Below are 15,398 nucleotides of genomic sequence, written 5' to 3' on the forward strand. Positions count from 1 at the left end.
AGGACTTACGACTCCGTGCGGTACATCAGGTCCACCTCGTGCGTGGTGAAGCCGAGCCGCTCGTAGACCGTCACCGCCGCCGTGTTGTCCGCGTCCACGTACAGCATCGCCGTCGGCAGCCCCTGCGCCGCCAGGTGCCGCAGGCCGATCGCGGTGAGCGCCTTGCCGAGGCCCCCGCCCTGGGCCTCGGGCAGGATGCCGACCACGTACACCTCGCCGAGCCGGTCCTCGGCGTGCGTCTTCGTCCAGTGGAAGCCGACGAGCCGGCCGTCCCGCTCCGCGAGGAAGAAGCCCTTCGGGTCGAACCACGGCTCGGCGGCCCGGTCGTCCAGGTCCCGCTGGGTGAGCGAGCCCTGCTCGGGGTGGTGGGCGAAGGCGGCGGAGTTGACGGCGAGCCAGGCCGCGTCGTCCTGCCCGGGGACGAAGGTGCGGACGGTGACGCCCTCGGGCAGCACCGGCTCGGGGAGGTCGAGCGGCACCAGGGACCGCCGCAGCTGGCGCAGTTCGCGGAAGAGGGTCAGGCCGAGGACCTGCGCCAGGTGCCGGGCCGCCGGCTTGCCGCCGTGCGCCCAGACGCGCAGCCGCTTGCCGGAGGCGTCGAGCAGGGCGGTGCCGAGCGCCCGGCCGTGCCCGCGCCCGCGCCGGTCGGGGTGGACGACCAGCTCGGCGGCCGGGGCCTCGATCGGGTCGGTCTCCTCCAGCTGGGCGTACCCGTAGAGCCGGGGGCCGACGGTCAGCAGGAAGTGCCGCACCCCCTCGCGCCGGCCGTTGCGCAGGTAGAGCCGGCCCTGTTCGGACACGGCGTGCATCCCGTCGGCCCGGTCCGCGGCCTCCAGGAGCTCCCCGACGTCCTGGATCTGCTCGGGCGTGAGCTCGTCGTACGTGTGGATCTGCCGTCCGGGTTCGAGGGCCGGCGCCGTGTCGGAAGTCATGGCACGAGCCTACGGCGGCCCGCCGCCGCCGGGTGGAAAGAGAGCGGCAACCGTCTTGTAATCGGCTACCCCCTGTTGCGCTACGCGCGTTGACCCTAGGCTGCACCGGCATACGGGAAGTGCGTCCCGTAGAGGTGCAAGGGGAACAGAGGGCAGATGGCAGCGACAGCGAGGAAGAACAGGGCGGCGCGGCGGATACTCGCCGCGGGGGCCGGGATCGTGACGGTCGGGGCGCTCGTCGCCGCGATGCCGTCGGCCGGTGCGGCCGGTGACCGGTCCGGCGGCGGACACGGCCACGGGCACGGCAAGGGGCAGGGCCGTCTGGTCGACGTCCAGTTGCTCTCCTTCAACGACCTGCACGGCAACCTGGAGCCGCCGACCGGTTCGTCGGGCCGGCTCACCCGCCTCAAGGCGGACGGCGGGACCGAGACCATCGAGGGCGTCGGCGGCGTCGAGTACCTCGCCACGCACCTGCGGCAGGCCCGGCAGGGCCACCGGTACTCCGTCACCGCCGCCGCGGGCGACATGATCGGCGCCTCGCCGCTGGTCTCCGGCATCTTCCACGACGAGCCGACCGTCGAGGCGCTGAACAAGCTCGACCTGGACGTGACCTCGGTCGGCAACCACGAGTTCGACGAGGGCGCGCGCGAGCTGGCCCGCATGCAGAACGGCGGCTGTCACCCGGTCGAGGGCTGTTTCGAGAAGGGCCGGACCTTCGAGGGGGCCGACTTCCCGTACCTCGCTGCCAACGTGACGAACGAGAAGACCGGCAGGCCGCTGCTCGACCCGTACTTCGTCTGGGAGAAGGACGGCGTCCGGATCGGCTTCATCGGCGTCACCCTGGAGGGCACGGCGAACATCGTGTCCGCCGAGGGCATCAAGGGCCTGAAGTTCGGCGACGAGATCGAGACGATCAACAAGTACGCCAAGGTGCTGGAGCGCAAGGGCGTGAAGTCGATCGTCGCCCTGCTCCACGAGGGCGGCATGCCGGCCTCGGGCGCGTACAACTACGACTGCGACAGCCCGGGTCCCGGCGACGGCATCTCCGGCCCGATCGTCGACATCGCCAAGAAGGTCAGCCCGCAGGTCGACGCCCTGGTCACCGGCCACACCCACCAGGCGTACGCGTGCACGATCCCCGACCCGGCGGGCAAGCCGCGCACGGTCACCTCGGCGGCCTCCTTCGGCAGGCTCTACACCGACACGACGCTCACCTACGACCGGCGCACGAAGGACATCGTCCGCACCGCCGTCGCCTCCGCGAACCACGTCGTCACCCGCACCGTGGACCGGGCCGGTGACATGGAGGGCCTGATCAAGCGCTGGAAGGCCCTGGCCGCGCCGATCGCCGACCGTCCCGTCGGCTACAGCTCCGCCGACATCGAGAACCCCGCCGACGCGTACGAGAAGCCGCTGGGCGACCTGATCGCGGACGCGCAGCTGGAGGGCATGGCCCCGGCCGACAAGGGCGGCGCCCAGCTCGCCCTGATGAACCCGGGCGGCATCCGCGCACCCCTGACCAACAAGGTGTCCGGGTCCGAGGCCCCGGGGGTCGTGACCTACGGCGAGGCGTACACGGTCCAGCCGTTCACCAACATGATGACGGCGGTCGACCTGACCGGCGCGCAGCTCGTCACCACGCTCCAGCAGCAGGTCAGCGGCGCCAACCTGGACGCCCCGAAGATCCTCCAGGTGTCGAAGGGCTTCACGTACACCCTGGACATGACGAAGACCGGCGCCGACCGGATCGTGGTCGGCTCGGTGCGCCTGAACGGTGAGGCGATCGATCCGGCGAAGACCTACCGCGTCGCGATGAACGAGTTCCTGTCCGGCGGCGGCGACGGCTTCGCGATCCTGAAGGAGCACAGGAACAAGCTGGTCGGCGCGTCCGACCTGGACATGTTCACCGCCTACCTGGCGGCCCACTCCTCGCCCACCGCACCGCTTCCGGTGCCGGTGCCGAACCGCATCACCGTCATCAAGTAACCGGCTCGGGGCGAGGGGCGGCGGACCGTTTCGGCGGTTCGCCGCCCCTCGCCGTTTCCCGCCCGCCGCACCCTGGCGGAATTTGAAGTGCACCTGTCATAGTGCGGTGCCATGGACCGACGACGATTCCTCGTGGGAGCCCTGGCCGCCGGGGCCGGCGTGATGCTCGGGGCGCCCGTCGCCTCGGCCGTGGACGTGCGGGCGTGGATGGGCGCGCACGGCGACGGGACCGAGCTGACCCGGCTCACCATCCCCGGCACGCACGACTCCGGCGCCCGGTTCGGCGGGCCCTGGAGCGAGTGCCAGAACACCACGATCGCCCAGCAGCTGGACAGCGGCATCCGCTTCCTGGACGTGCGGTGCCGGGTGACCGGGGGATCGTTCGCGATCCACCACGGGGCCTCGTACCAGAACATGATGTTCGGCGACGTGCTCGTCGCCTGCCGGGACTTCCTCGCCGCGCACCCCTCCGAGACCGTCCTCATGCGGGTCAGGCAGGAGTACTCCGAGGAGTCCGACGCCACCTTCCGGGCCGTCTTCGACGACTACCTCGACCGTCGCGGCTGGCGCCCCCTCTTCCGCATCGGCGACCGGCTGCCGCTCCTCGGCGAGGCCCGCGGGAAGGTCGTCCTCGTCGCCGACAACGGCGGACTGCCGGGCCTGAAGTGGTGGGACGGGTCCCAGATCGCCCTCCAGGACGACTGGAACGCGCTGCCCGACGCCAAGTACCCCAAGGTCCAGGCCCACTTCCGTGCCGCCGTCGAGCGGCCGGGACGGCTCTACGTCAACTTCGTCAGCACCTCCGCGTACCTCCCGCCCCGCTGGAACTCCGACCGGCTCAACCCCCGCGTCCACGGCTTCCTCGACAGCGCCGAACTGGCCGGCCGGACCGGGCTCGGGATCGTCCCCCTGGACTTCCCGAACACCCGGTCAGGGCTGGTCGAGGCCCTCCTCCGGCACAACTGAGGCGCCGCCCGGCGGCGGCGTCGGCGCCCCCGGCAGCCGGACCGTCGCCACCGTCCCGCCGCCCTCCGCCGGGGCCAGCGCGACCGTGCCGCCCGCCTGCCGGACCGTGCGCGCCACGATCGACAGGCCCAGGCCCGAGCCCGGCAGACTGCGGGCCGACGGCGAGCGCCAGAAGCGGTCGAAGACGCGCGGCAGCTCGTCCGCCGGAATGCCCGGACCGTGGTCGCGGACCGTCAGCTCGCCCCGCATGAGGGTCACCTCGACCGTCCCCCGGGGCGGCGAGAACTTCACCGCGTTGTCCAGGACGTTCACCAGGGCCCGTTCGAGCGCCGCCGGCTCCGCCCGTACGTACCAGGGCGCCAGGTCCGTCACGAAGGCCAGCTCCGGGCCGCGCAGCCGCGCCCGGTCCAGGGCCGCCCGCAGGACCGTGTGCAGCGGCACCACCTCCAGCGGACCCGACCGGCCCGCGTCCGGCCGGGCCAGCTCCTGGAGGTCCCCGATCAGCGACGCCAGCTCCGTCATCTGCGCCTTCACCGAGGCCATCAGGGCCCGCCGGTCCTCCGGCGGGATCGCCCGGCCCGTCTCCTCGCTCCGCGCGAGCAGCTCGACGTTCGTACGGAGCGAGGTCAGCGGCGTCCGCAGCTCGTGCCCCGCGTCCGCGATCAGCCGCGCCTGGAGGTCCCGGGAGGTCGCGAGCGCCGCCGTCATCGCGTTGAACGAGCGCGAGAGACGGGCGATCTCGTCCTCGCCCTCCACCGGGATGCGGACCGTCAGGTCCTCGGTCGCCGCCACGTGCTCGACGGCCCCCGTCAGCCGGTTCACCGGCTCCAGACCGGTCCGCGCCACCCACAGGCCGGCCGCGCCCGCGCCGACGACCCCGATCCCGGAGACCAGGAGCAGCACCCAGCGCAGCGTGGACATCGAGTTGTCGATCTCGGCGAGCGGCCGGGCGAGGGAGACCGCGAGGCCGGGCGTCCTGTCCTGCGGATAGGTGTAGACGCGCATCTCGCGCCCGCCGGCGTCCTTCGCCGTGTGCAGGACGTCCTCCAGACGGCCCTGCGCCACCGCGAGGTCGTCGGGCCCGACGGGGATCGCGGCCTCCCCCGAGGTGCACACGCTCCCGTCGGCGAGGATCACCCGCACCGTGTACGAGCCCGCCACCGACGGCGGCGTGGTGCCCTGGCGGCAGAACAGCAGGAGGTTCTGCACCCCGTTCGGGTCGAGCCGGGTGGAGCGCAGCGAGGAGTCCAGCTCGGCCTCCAGCTGCTCCCGCGTCACGAACCAGCACGCGAGCGACACCGCCGCCACCGCGAGCGCCACCGCGACGGCGGTGAGCAGGGCGAGCCGGGAGCGCAGCGGCCGGGAGCGGAACCAGGCCGGAAACCCGGAGCGGGGGCCGGACCGGCCGGAGGGCGAGGACGGAGCGGTGGGCGCGGGCCCGTGCGGAGGAACCGTCGTCGTCACTCCCCGCCCCCTCCGCGCAGCGCGTACCCCACGCCCCGCACCGTGTGGACCAGGCGCGGCTCGCCGCCCGCCTCCGTCTTGCGCCGCAGGTACATCACGTACACGTCGAGCGAGTTCGAGCTCGGCTCGAAGTCGAAGCCCCACACGGCCTTGAGGATCTGCTCGCGGGTCAGCACCTGGCGCGGGTGCGCCAGGAACATCTCCAGGAGCGTGAACTCGGTCCGCGTCAGCTCCACGGTCCGGCCGCCCCGGGTCACCTCGCGGGTGGCCGGGTTCATCCGCAGGTCCTCGAAGGAGAGGACGTCGTCGGCCGGGGCGGCGGACGACGCCGCGTACGAGCTGCGGCGCAGCAGGGCCCGGATGCGGGCGAACAGCTCGTCCAGCTCGAAGGGCTTCACCAGGTAGTCGTCCGCGCCCGCGTCGAGCCCGGTGACCCGGTCGCCGACGGTGTCGCGGGCGGTGAGCATCAGGATCGGCACGGTCGAGCCGGACGCCCGGATGCGGCGGGCCGCCGTCAGGCCGTCCATGCGGGGCATCTGCACGTCGAGGACGACGAGGTCGGGGGCGTACGACTCCATGGCGGCGAGCGCGTCCAGACCGTCGACGGCCTCCCGCGTCCCGTACCCCTCGAAGGCGAGGCTGCGGCGCAGGGCCTCCCGGACGGCGGGCTCGTCGTCGACGACGAGGATCCGCTCGGCTTCGTTCTGCTGTCCCGTCATGGGGGCAGCGTCCCACGTGTTCAGTTGCCGCCGCCCGAGCGGAGGGCGTCCAGGTCGGCCTTCACGGTGTCGATCGGGATCGCGAATCCGAGGCCGACGCTCCCGGCGGTGGAGCCGCTCGAAGAGCTGGGCGAATACATGGCCGAATTGATTCCGATGATCTCGCCGTTCATATTGATCAGCGCGCCGCCGGAATTCCCGGGATTGAGCGAGGCGTCGGTCTGGAGCGCCTTGTACGTGGTCTTCGACGAGCCCGTGTCGCCGTTGAACTGCTGCCCGCCGAACTCGAACGGCCAGCCCTGCCGGGGGTCGTACTGCTGCCGGCCCTGGCCTTGGTCCTGACCCTGTCCCTGGTCCTCGTCCTTGGCGACGGTCACGTCCCGGTCGAGGGCGGAGACGATGCCGCTGGTGACGGTCCCGGTCAGGCCCTCGGGGGAGCCGATCGCCACGACCTCGTCGCCGACCTTCACGTCCTTCGAGTCCCCGAGCGAGGCGGTCTTCAGCCCGGAGGCGCCCTTCAGCTCGATGAGCGCCAGGTCCTTGTCGGGGTCCGTGCCGACGACCTCGGCCGGGTAGGTCCTGCCGTCGTCCAGCCGCACGGTGATCTCGGAGGCCCCGGAGACCACGTGGTTGTTGGTGACGATCTCGCCGCCGGAGGTGATGATCACGCCCGAGCCGGTGGACTTGCCGGAGTTCGAGGCGGCGGAGATCTCCACGATGGAGGGGGAGACGGCCGCGGCGACCCCGGCGACGGTGCCGGCGCCGCGCGCCGCCACGTTCGTGCCGGCCACGGGGGCGGAGGCGGAGGCGGTCGCCGTGCCGTCGGCGGCGAGCTGCTGGACCAGCGTGGCCGTGCCGCCGCCGATCGCGGCGGCCGCGATGGCCACGGCCGCCATGAGCCCGACCCCGCGCTTCGCACGGCGGCGGGGACCCGGGACGGGGACGGGGGCGGCGGTGGGCGCCGGGCCCGCCGGCGGCGGGACGTGCCCGCCGTGCCCGGCGTATCCGGCGTGCTCACCGTGCCCGCCGGACGGCCAGATCGTGGTGCCGTGCTCGGTGGTGAACGGCGCGTACGGGGCCCGTCCGGGCTCGTACGGCGGCCTCGGCGGGTGGTACGGCTGCTGCGGCTGCTCCTGGTGATCCGTCATGGGAAGACTGTCGGATCCCCACATGAGAGCCGTCTGAGGAGCGGCTGAGAAGCCCGACAGAAGCCCGTATGCCCGATATAAAGCCCCGTACGGGAAGCAAGGGATCGAAGCCCCGGGCCGGGCGTCAGCGCAGGGCCGAGACCCGCGCCAGGTCCGGCCCGCCCCCGTCGCAGCCGCAGGAGCGCCGCACGATCAGGGCCGACGGGAAGAGCTTCACCCGCTCGCGGCGCGAGCCCGCCACCCGCAGCGAGTCGTCGAGGACCAGGTCGACGGCGGCCCGGGCCATCGCCGGGCGGTCCGAGTAGACCGTGGTCAGCGGCGGGTCGGTGAGCGCCGCCTCCTTCACGTCGTCGAAGCCCGCGACCGCCAGCTCGGTCGGCACCTCGATCCGCAGCTCGCGCGCCGCCCGCAGCACGCCGAAGGCCTGGTCGTCGGTGGAGCAGAAGATGGCCGGCGGCCTGTCCGGGCCCGCGAGCAGCTTGAGGGCCACCTGATAGGCGTCGTAGCGGTTGTACGGCGCCTCGAAGAGCCGGCCCTCGGTGGAGCGGCCCGCCTCGACCATGGCGCGCCGCCAGCCCTCGACGTGGTCGGCGACCGGGTCGCCGACGGCCGGGGTGTTCGGGACGCCGCCGAGGCACGCCACGTACGGGTGGCCGTGCTCCAGGAGGTGGCGGGTGACGAGCTGGGCGCCGCCGACGTCGTCGGTGACGACGGCCACGTCGTCGATCGCCTCGGGCCGCTCGTGCAGCAGCACCACGCGCGCGTCCCAGGCCTCGATCTCGCTCGCGGCCTGCTCGCTCATGCCCTGGCTGACCAGGATCAGACCGGAGACCCGCATCCCGAGGAAGGCGCGCAGGTAGTGGATCTCGCGCTCGGTCCGGTAGTCGGAGTTCCCGACGAGGACCATCTTGCCGCGCTCGGCGGCGGCCTGCTCGACCGCGTGGGCCATCTCCGCGAAGAACGGCTGGCGCGCGTCCGGGACGATCATGCCTATGAGGTCGGTGCGCCGGGACGCCATCGCCTGGGCCACCCGGTCGGGGCGGTAGCCCAGCTCCTTGATGGCGGCGAGGACACGCTCGCGCGTGGCCGGGGCGACCGGCCTGGGTCCGTTGTTGATGACGTAGCTCACGACCGCGGTCGAAGTACCCGCCAGTCGAGCTACGTCATCCCGCGTCACCTTGGCCACGCGCGGCAGTCTACGCGGGGGGACCTACCTACCGGCAGGCCGTACTGTGGCGTCCGCCACGTTCCTGTCCTCCGTGGGGGTGACGTCCTCCGTGGCGCCCTTGACGCGGGCGCTCGCGCGCGCCTCCTCCTTGGCCCGGGCCTCCTCGGCCGCCCGCTCCACCTTCTCGGGGGTGACGAAGCGGTAGCCGACGTTGCGGACGGTGCCGATGAGGGACTCGTGCTCGGGGCCGAGCTTGGCCCGCAGCCGCCGCACGTGGACGTCGACCGTGCGGGTGCCGCCGAAGTAGTCGTACCCCCACACCTCCTGGAGGAGCTGCGCGCGCGTGAAGACGCGGCCCGGGTGCTGGGCGAGGTACTTCAGGAGCTCGAACTCCTTGAAGGTGAGGTCCAGGACCCGGCCCTTGAGTTTCGCGCTGTACGTCGCCTCGTCGACCGACAGGTCGCCGTTGCGGATCTCCATCGGGGAGTCGTCGGAGACGATCTGCTGGCGGCCCGTCGCGAGCCGCAGCCGCGCCTCGACCTCGGCCGGGCCCGCCGTGTCGAGGAGGACGTCGTCGATGCCCCAGTCGGCGGTGACGGCCGCCAGGCCGCCCTCGGTGACGACGAGGACCAGCGGACAGCCGGGTCCGGTGGACCGCAGCAGCTGGCAGAGCGAGCGGACCTGCGGGAGGTCGCGCCGGCCGTCGACGAGGATCACGTCCGCGCCGGGGGTGTCCACGAGGGCCGGGCCCTCGGCCGGGGCCACCCGGACGTTGTGCAGCAGCAGGCCGAGTGCGGGGAGCACCTCGGTCGACGGCTGGAGGGCGTTGGTCAGGAGGAGCAGTGAACTCATCGCCCACCACCTGCCCCGGTCGTGGTCATGCGATCGTGCTCGGTTCGCTCGCCCATAAGGTCGGTTCCTCCTCGGTCCCTGCGAGGACGTGCACTGCTTCGTACGGATCACTGCCTGCTCTCGCGCCCTGAGAGCTTTTGTTCATCCGTCCGTAACAACGGCCGGAAAACGCAAAAGGACCCGGTGGCTGCGTCGCCCGGATCCTCTGCTCAGCAGAATAGCCCAGATGCCTTCCGGTGGAGAGGGCGGATTTCACATCGTGGATGTCTCTTCGCTCACTCCCCGCATCCGGAACGCAATGTCGAGCGGGGACGAGGCCTCCGTGTCGCGGCGGTTCGCGCGCCTCCTCGCGCGAGGATCACCGGTACGGCGGTCACCGGTCCGGCCCACGCGCGCATGGCCCATCATGGGGAGCGGCGCGCACACGAACGAAGGGAGCGCCGCTATGGCAGCGGGAACCATCCGCTACTGGGCCGCGGCGAAGGCGGCCGCCGGTGTCGCCGAGGAGCCGTACGCCGCAGAGCACCTGGCCGAGGCCCTCGACGCGGCCCGCGCGAAGCACCCGGGCGAGCTCGTCCGGGTCCTCCTGCGGTGCTCGTTCCTGGTCGACGGCGACCCCGTCGGCACCCGGAGCCATGAGACCGTACGGCTTGCCGAGGGCGGCACGGTCGAGGTGCTCCCCCCGTTCGCAGGAGGGTGAACCCCAGAGCAATGAGCAACGACCAGTACTACGGCGGGCAGCAGCCGGACCCGTACGCGGGCGGGCAGCGGCCGTACGACCCGTACGCGGGCGGGCAGCAGGACCCCGAGGTCACGCAGACGTGGGAGGGCCAGACCTGGGACACCCAGTACCAGCCGGCCGTCCGGCCCCAGGGGGAACAGCCCCACGGGGAGCAGCGGCCCGGGCCGCCGTCGTACGGGGAGCAGCAGCCGTACGCGCCGCAGTCGTACGGGGGCCAGGGGTACGAGCCGCGGCAGGCGTACGGACAGCAGCCGTACGGGGAGCGGCCGCAGGCACAGGCGTACGGGGAACAGCCGCAGGCACAGCCGTACGGACAGCAGTCGTACGAGCAGCAGGCGTACGGGCAGCAGCAGCCGTACGCGGGCGCGTACCAGCCGCAGCAGACCCCCGCCCCGGCACCCGCTCCGGCTCCCGCGCCCGCCCCGGCCCACACCCCGGCCCCCGCGCCCGCCCCCGTGTCCGCCGCGCCCGCCCCCGCGGTCGACGACGGGCCCGCGTACTCCCCGCCCACCACCTCCGGGAACACCCGGATCACCGACGCCCAGCGCGCCCGCGCCGAGGGGCGCTCGCCGATCATCGAGCCCGGCATGCAGCCCGCCGCCCTGACGGCGGTCCTCGGCCTGCTGATCGCCGGTGGCGCCGCCCTCGGCCCGTACGGCCTGCTCCTGCCGCTGGTCCTGCTCCAGGGGCTCACCGCGGCCGGCTGGTTCCGGCTCAACGGCATGTGGCCCGCCCGGCAGGGCATCGCCCTCGCCTTCCTCGGCGGCCTCGTCGCCGACGGCGCCCTGCTCGTCGTCGGCCGGGAGAACGCCGCCCCCGCGATCCTGGGCACGCTCGGCGTCTGGGTGCTGCTCTGCCTCGTCCTCCAGCTGCGCAGCCACGCGGACCCGGACGAGCGGATGTACGGCCTGATGGCCACCGTCGCCTCGGCCGCCCTGACCGTGATCGCCACCGGGCACCTCGGCGCGGCCCCCGACGCGGTGGTCGTGGGCGGGGCTGCGGTCGCCGCCGCCGTCCTCGCCAAGGCGCTCCCGCTGCCCGGCCCGGTCCCGGTCGTCGCCGCGCTGCTCGCCGCGGCGGGCGCCGGGATCGCGGCCGGCGGCCTCACGGACCTGGGCGCGTCCGGGGCGCTGCTCGGCCTCGGCGCCGGGATCTGCGCCCTGGTCGGCCTGCGGGCGGCCAGTTACGACTACCCGTCGAGGTTCGTCCACATGACCGCGGGCGTCGCGCTGCCGCTGACCGCCGCCGCGCCCGCCGTGTACCTGCTGGGCCGCGCCCTGGCCTGACGCCCCGCTCCGGCGCGCCGCCCGGACGGTCCCGTAGGGGCGACCCCGGTCCGTCCCCGAGACCGCCGGGCGCGGGAACCAACCGGACCCCCGGCACGTCGATCTTCGTGTCGGGGGTCGAAAACTTTCACGGGGGGACGCAATCCCATGCGAGCACTGCGGATTCTGCTCATCCTGGCCGTCGTCCTCGGCGGGATCCTCGTCGGGGTCGACCGTCTCGCCGTGGCGTACGCGGAGTCGGAGGCGGCGAGCCGGACGAAGCTCTCCGGCGCGCGGAGCGAGTCGATCGAGGTCGACATCAAGGGCTTCCCCTTCCTCACCCAGGCCGCGGCCAAGCGCTTCGACCGGGTCGACGTGCGGGCGACCGGCATCCAGGCGCGTGCGGGCGACCGGAAGATACGGATCGGCGAGCTGGCCGTCGTCCTGCGGGACGTGACCGTGAACGGCGAGTTCGTGGGCGAGAGGGCCGGCTCCGCGGCCGGCACCGCCCTCATCTCGTACGAGGACCTCACCGCCGCCTCCGAGCACGAGGCCACCCTCGCCTACGGCGGGAACGGCAAGATGAAGGTCACCGGCAGCGTCGAGTTCCTGGGCCGCACCCTGACCCGCTCGGTCCTCTCGACGGTGACCGCGGTGAACGGCGACACGATCAGGGTCCGCGCCGACGAGGTGCCCGGCGAGGGCATCCCGGGCGTGGAGGAGCTGGTCCGCGCCCGCACCGACTTCGAGCGTCCGCTCCACGTGCTCGCCGGCATGAAGGTGGAGAAGGTCGAGCCGCGCCCGGAGGGCCTGGCGGTCACGGTCTCGGGCAAGGACATGGCCCTGGTGGGCTGAGCCCGCCGGGGAGGCCGCGAGGCCCCTCGTCCCTACCGGCTGGTCACATGCTGAGACGGAGCCGTCCGATCCGCAGAAACGGAATCGGACACCTCGGTGCGCAGGCGCCCGGAGCCGTACGGCACCGTGATCGCGTCTCGCATCTCGGACGATCGCGTCTCAAAATACGACACGCCGGTGACACGGCCGCCTGTCCGTCCCTACGATCGTGGCCATGAAGCGACAGGCGGATCTCACGAAGCGGCGGGCAGTGGACCTGTGCCGCGTCGCCGCCATGCTCTGTCGCTCCGTCTGAGCGGGACGTCCGACCCCGCCCTCCCGCACGGCCCGCCGACCGAAGTCGGGGCCACATCCCGCGCAGCCGTACGCCGTCGCCCGCACGTTTCCGACGCGTACCCGCACCACCCCGCACCGCACCGCCGCACACTGCCCCGGAGGAGAACAACATGGCTCGCAGCGACGTCCTGGTCGACGCGGACTGGGTCGAGGCCAACCTCGACAACCCGCAGGTGGCCGTCGTCGAGGTCGACGAGGACACCTCGGCCTACGAGAAGAACCACATCCGCAACGCCATCCGCATCGACTGGACGAAGGACCTCCAGGACCCGGTCCGCCGCGACTTCGTCGACCAGGAGGGCTTCGAGAAGCTCCTCTCGGCCAAGGGCATCGCGAACGACACCACGGTCGTGCTCTACGGCGGCAACAACAACTGGTTCGCCTCCTACGCCTACTGGTACTTCAAGCTCTACGGCCACCAGGACGTGAAGCTGCTCGACGGCGGCCGCAAGAAGTGGGAGCTCGACTCCCGCGACCTGGTCGACGGCTCCGAGGTCCCGAACCGCCCGGCCACCGCGTACAAGGCCAAGGCCCAGGACGCCTCGATCCGCGCCTTCCGCGACGACGTCGTGTCCGCGATCGGCGCCCAGAACCTGGTCGACGTGCGCTCGCCCGACGAGTTCTCCGGCAAGCTGCTCGCCCCGGCGCACCTTCCGCAGGAGCAGTCGCAGCGCCCCGGCCACGTGCCGAGCGCCCGCAACATCCCGTGGTCGAAGAACGCCAACGACGACGGCACCTTCAAGTCGGACGACGAGCTCAAGGCCCTCTACGAGGCCGAGCAGGTCGACCTGGCGAAGGACACCATCGCCTACTGCCGCATCGGCGAGCGCTCCGCGCTCACGTGGTTCGTCCTGCACGAGCTCCTCGAGGTGCCGAACGTCAAGAACTACGACGGCTCGTGGACCGAGTACGGCTCCCTCGTCGGCGTGCCGATCGAGCTCGGCGCCGCCAAGTAACCCCTCCGGACCTCCCTTCTTCCGGACCCCTCGACCGTAAGGAAAGAACAGCATGTGTGGAGCGCAGCCCGGCGGCCCCGACGCCTCGACGATCAAGCCCGGTGAGACCACCATCCAGGGCTTCGTGACCAAGGACGGCGAGCCGGTCACCGGTTACGTCCGCCTCCTGGACTCGACCGGCGAGTTCACGGCCGAGGTTCCGACCTCCGCCACCGGACAGTTCCGCTTCTACGCGGCCGAGGGCACCTGGACCGTCCGCGCCCTGGTGCCGGGCGGCACCGCCGACCGCAAGGTCGTGGCGCAGAAGGGTGGCCTCGCGGAGGTCGCCATCGCGGTCTGACCCGCGACGAACGACCGGCCGAAGGGCCGTGCCTCCTGGGGGGTTGGACGCCATTCCGGGACTTGGGGCACGGCCCTTCGGTCTGCCCGCGCCGGACGTACGCTGAAGGGGTGTACGCACGCCGTCGCCACGTCTACTTCTGGATGATGGGCGCCTGCCTGTTCCTCTTCGTGGGCGCCTGGGCCGTCGTACGCCTCTTCTCGACACCGGCCGCCGTCGCCATGTGCGTCGTCGCCATGCTCATCCCCCCGGTCGCCGCGATGGTCGCCAACCGCCGCGGCCCGGAGGACCGCTGGTGGGACGACCCCTCGGGCGACCCGCAGTCGGACGAGTGGTGGGACGAACTGGACGGGAAGAGGCGCCGGGAGCGGTAGGGGCGGCCCGGGGACTTCTCAGTAGACGAGGGCCTGCGTCCCGTCCGCCGTCGCCTCCTGGACGAAGACCTGCGCGCCGGCGATGCGGACGCCGTCCAGGACGTCCTTCTCCGTGATCTCGCGGCGGGCCGCGCACTGGGTGCAGAGCGTCACGCGCCCGCCCACCAGGATCGAGTCGAGCAGGTCCGGCAGCGGCGCGGCGTGCGGGAGGTCGAACTCGGCGGCCCGGCCCGGGAGGGCGAACCAGGAGGACTCGCCGGTCAGCCAGAGCGAGACCTCGACCCCGCTGGCGACGGCCACGGCGGCCACCGTGAAGGCCTGCGAGCAGCGTTCGGGGGAATCGGCCCCCGCGGTCACCTTGATCACGAGCTTCTTCGCCATGTACCGAACTGTAATGCGCGGCACCGCAACCCCCTGCACCCCTCGCGTGTCAGGTGGGTGCACGGATGACGGAATCCGTGCTTCAGGTCTCGTGGGGGGACTCTTGAGCAGCGAAGAAAACGTCCCTGAACAGGGAAAAACACCACCGGACGACGCCGTGCCCGTGCCCGCGCCCGCCGCGCGGCCCCGCCGCCGGGGTCTCCGTACGCTCGGGCTGATCGCCGTCGCCGCCGTCATCGGCCTCGTCGGCGGCACCGCCGTCGGCTACGGCATCCAGGCCCAGCGCGAACCGACCGCCCTTCCGCCGCTGAACCAGCTCGGCCTCGTCCAGCCGAAGCCCCTCCCGAAGGGGCAGGAGGCGAAGCCGCTCCCGGCCTCGGAGGACCTCCGGTCGAAGGCGCAGGGCGACCTGCGGAAGCTGCTGGTCCCGAAGCCCGCCGGAGCGAAGAGGGCCGAGTACGCCGAGAACGGCGGCTGGATGAACGTGTCCGAGTTCGCTTCGATGTTCGAAGACCCGGGCGGTGCCCTCGACCACCAGCTGGACCTCGGTGTCCGGCGGATCGCGGTCACGTCCTGGACGACGGGCGAGCACGGGCGGACCGAGGTCCGGCTGATCCAGTACCGCTCGAACGACACCCTCGGAGCCCGGGAGTTCGTCGAGAACCAGCAGGGCTACATGCCGGACGAGGACTTCGCGGGGAACGAGGGCCGGGAGCTCAAGGGCTCGTCCAACGGCCGTTACTACGTCCTCCCCGTGGAACGGGAGGCCGGCTACCTGGACCTGTACGAGGCCAGGGCCTACTTCCACCGCGGTGACATCGCGGTCGAGATCTTCGTCGTGGACACGAAGAAGATCTCCGAGAAGGACATCCGTTCGCTGGCCGAGCGACAGCTGGGGCGCCTGTGAGTGAGGA

17 protein-coding genes are annotated in these 15,398 nt (G+C 72.5%); 10 read left to right on the forward strand and 7 right to left on the reverse strand.

Annotated features, from left to right (window positions below; translation table 11 throughout):
- Nucleotides 1-5: 5 nt before the first annotated feature.
- Nucleotides 6-932, reverse strand: coding sequence for a mycothiol synthase (gene mshD / locus ACFY7E_RS00095; protein ID WP_383444512.1), 927 nt, complete (start codon nt 930-932; stop codon nt 6-8).
- A 156-nt stretch (nt 933-1,088) separates the two neighbouring features.
- Between mshD and ACFY7E_RS00100 the strand changes: the two genes are divergently transcribed.
- Both ACFY7E_RS00100 and ACFY7E_RS00105 read left to right on the forward strand, forming a co-directional pair.
- Nucleotides 1,089-2,918: a bifunctional metallophosphatase/5'-nucleotidase gene (locus ACFY7E_RS00100; RefSeq protein WP_389478993.1), complete on the forward strand. Its 1,830-nt coding sequence runs from the start codon at nt 1,089-1,091 to the stop codon at nt 2,916-2,918.
- Nucleotides 2,919-3,029: 111 nt separating this feature from the next.
- On the forward strand, nt 3,030-3,884 hold the full coding sequence (locus ACFY7E_RS00105) for a phosphatidylinositol-specific phospholipase C domain-containing protein (RefSeq protein WP_389478995.1): 855 nt from the start codon (nt 3,030-3,032) through the stop codon (nt 3,882-3,884).
- Here the strand turns inward: ACFY7E_RS00105 and ACFY7E_RS00110 are convergent.
- From ACFY7E_RS00110 to ACFY7E_RS00130, 5 genes are all read right to left on the reverse strand, one after another.
- A complete protein-coding gene (locus tag ACFY7E_RS00110) occupies nt 3,849-5,240 on the reverse strand; it encodes an ATP-binding protein (protein WP_389480979.1) in 1,392 nt (463 codons plus the stop codon). The genes ACFY7E_RS00105 and ACFY7E_RS00110 overlap by 36 nt on opposite strands.
- 104 nt (nt 5,241-5,344) lie before the next feature.
- A complete protein-coding gene (locus tag ACFY7E_RS00115) occupies nt 5,345-6,067 on the reverse strand; it encodes a response regulator transcription factor (RefSeq protein WP_383436121.1) in 723 nt (240 codons plus the stop codon).
- Between the two features lie 20 nt (nt 6,068-6,087).
- Complete coding sequence (locus tag ACFY7E_RS00120; protein WP_389478998.1) at nt 6,088-7,215, reverse strand: S1C family serine protease; 1,128 nt, start codon at nt 7,213-7,215, stop codon at nt 6,088-6,090.
- 124 nt (nt 7,216-7,339) lie between these two features.
- Nucleotides 7,340-8,401, reverse strand: coding sequence for a LacI family DNA-binding transcriptional regulator (locus tag ACFY7E_RS00125; protein ID WP_389479000.1), 1,062 nt, complete (start codon nt 8,399-8,401; stop codon nt 7,340-7,342).
- A gap of 24 nt (nt 8,402-8,425) precedes the next feature.
- Nucleotides 8,426-9,235 (reverse strand): winged-helix domain-containing protein, encoded by an 810-nt coding sequence (locus ACFY7E_RS00130; protein ID WP_389479003.1) that lies wholly within the window; start codon nt 9,233-9,235, stop codon nt 8,426-8,428.
- Between the two features lie 445 nt (nt 9,236-9,680).
- On the opposite strand from ACFY7E_RS00130, the gene ACFY7E_RS00135 reads away from it, so the two are divergent.
- The 7 genes from ACFY7E_RS00135 to ACFY7E_RS00165 all read left to right on the forward strand — a co-directional run bounded on the left by ACFY7E_RS00135 (nt 9,681) and on the right by ACFY7E_RS00165 (nt 14,103).
- Entirely contained in the window at nt 9,681-9,935 is a 255-nt protein-coding gene (locus ACFY7E_RS00135) for a MoaD/ThiS family protein (RefSeq protein ID WP_125668242.1), read from the forward strand.
- Between the two features lie 11 nt (nt 9,936-9,946).
- Entirely contained in the window at nt 9,947-11,263 is a 1,317-nt protein-coding gene (locus tag ACFY7E_RS00140) for a hypothetical protein (RefSeq protein ID WP_389479007.1), read from the forward strand.
- 147 nt (nt 11,264-11,410) lie between these two features.
- Nucleotides 11,411-12,097 (forward strand): DUF2993 domain-containing protein, encoded by a 687-nt coding sequence (locus tag ACFY7E_RS00145; protein ID WP_389479010.1) that lies wholly within the window; start codon nt 11,411-11,413, stop codon nt 12,095-12,097.
- A 214-nt stretch (nt 12,098-12,311) separates the two neighbouring features.
- Nucleotides 12,312-12,392 (forward strand): putative leader peptide, encoded by an 81-nt coding sequence (locus tag ACFY7E_RS00150; RefSeq protein ID WP_350497993.1) that lies wholly within the window; start codon nt 12,312-12,314, stop codon nt 12,390-12,392.
- 151 nt (nt 12,393-12,543) lie between these two features.
- Entirely contained in the window at nt 12,544-13,389 is an 846-nt protein-coding gene (locus tag ACFY7E_RS00155; protein ID WP_383436103.1) for a sulfurtransferase, read from the forward strand.
- 52 nt (nt 13,390-13,441) lie between these two features.
- Nucleotides 13,442-13,729, forward strand: coding sequence for a DUF1416 domain-containing protein (locus ACFY7E_RS00160; RefSeq protein WP_030220952.1), 288 nt, complete (start codon nt 13,442-13,444; stop codon nt 13,727-13,729).
- 110 nt (nt 13,730-13,839) lie between these two features.
- A complete protein-coding gene (locus ACFY7E_RS00165) occupies nt 13,840-14,103 on the forward strand; it encodes a DUF3099 domain-containing protein (protein WP_389479013.1) in 264 nt (87 codons plus the stop codon).
- A gap of 18 nt (nt 14,104-14,121) precedes the next feature.
- Here ACFY7E_RS00165 and ACFY7E_RS00170 read toward each other — a convergent pair whose 3' ends face one another.
- The gene (locus ACFY7E_RS00170; protein WP_383436097.1) at nt 14,122-14,484 is read right to left on the reverse strand and encodes a DsrE family protein; all 363 of its coding nucleotides are present in this window, start codon (nt 14,482-14,484) and stop codon (nt 14,122-14,124) included.
- Nucleotides 14,485-14,587: 103 nt separating this feature from the next.
- Between ACFY7E_RS00170 and ACFY7E_RS00175 the strand changes: the two genes are divergently transcribed.
- Nucleotides 14,588-15,391 (forward strand): hypothetical protein, encoded by an 804-nt coding sequence (locus tag ACFY7E_RS00175; protein ID WP_389479016.1) that lies wholly within the window; start codon nt 14,588-14,590, stop codon nt 15,389-15,391.
- Nucleotides 15,392-15,398: the final 7 nt, after the last annotated feature.

Source organism: Streptomyces sp. NPDC012825 (assembly GCF_042900925.1).
Taxonomy (GTDB): domain Bacteria; phylum Actinomycetota; class Actinomycetes; order Streptomycetales; family Streptomycetaceae; genus Streptomyces.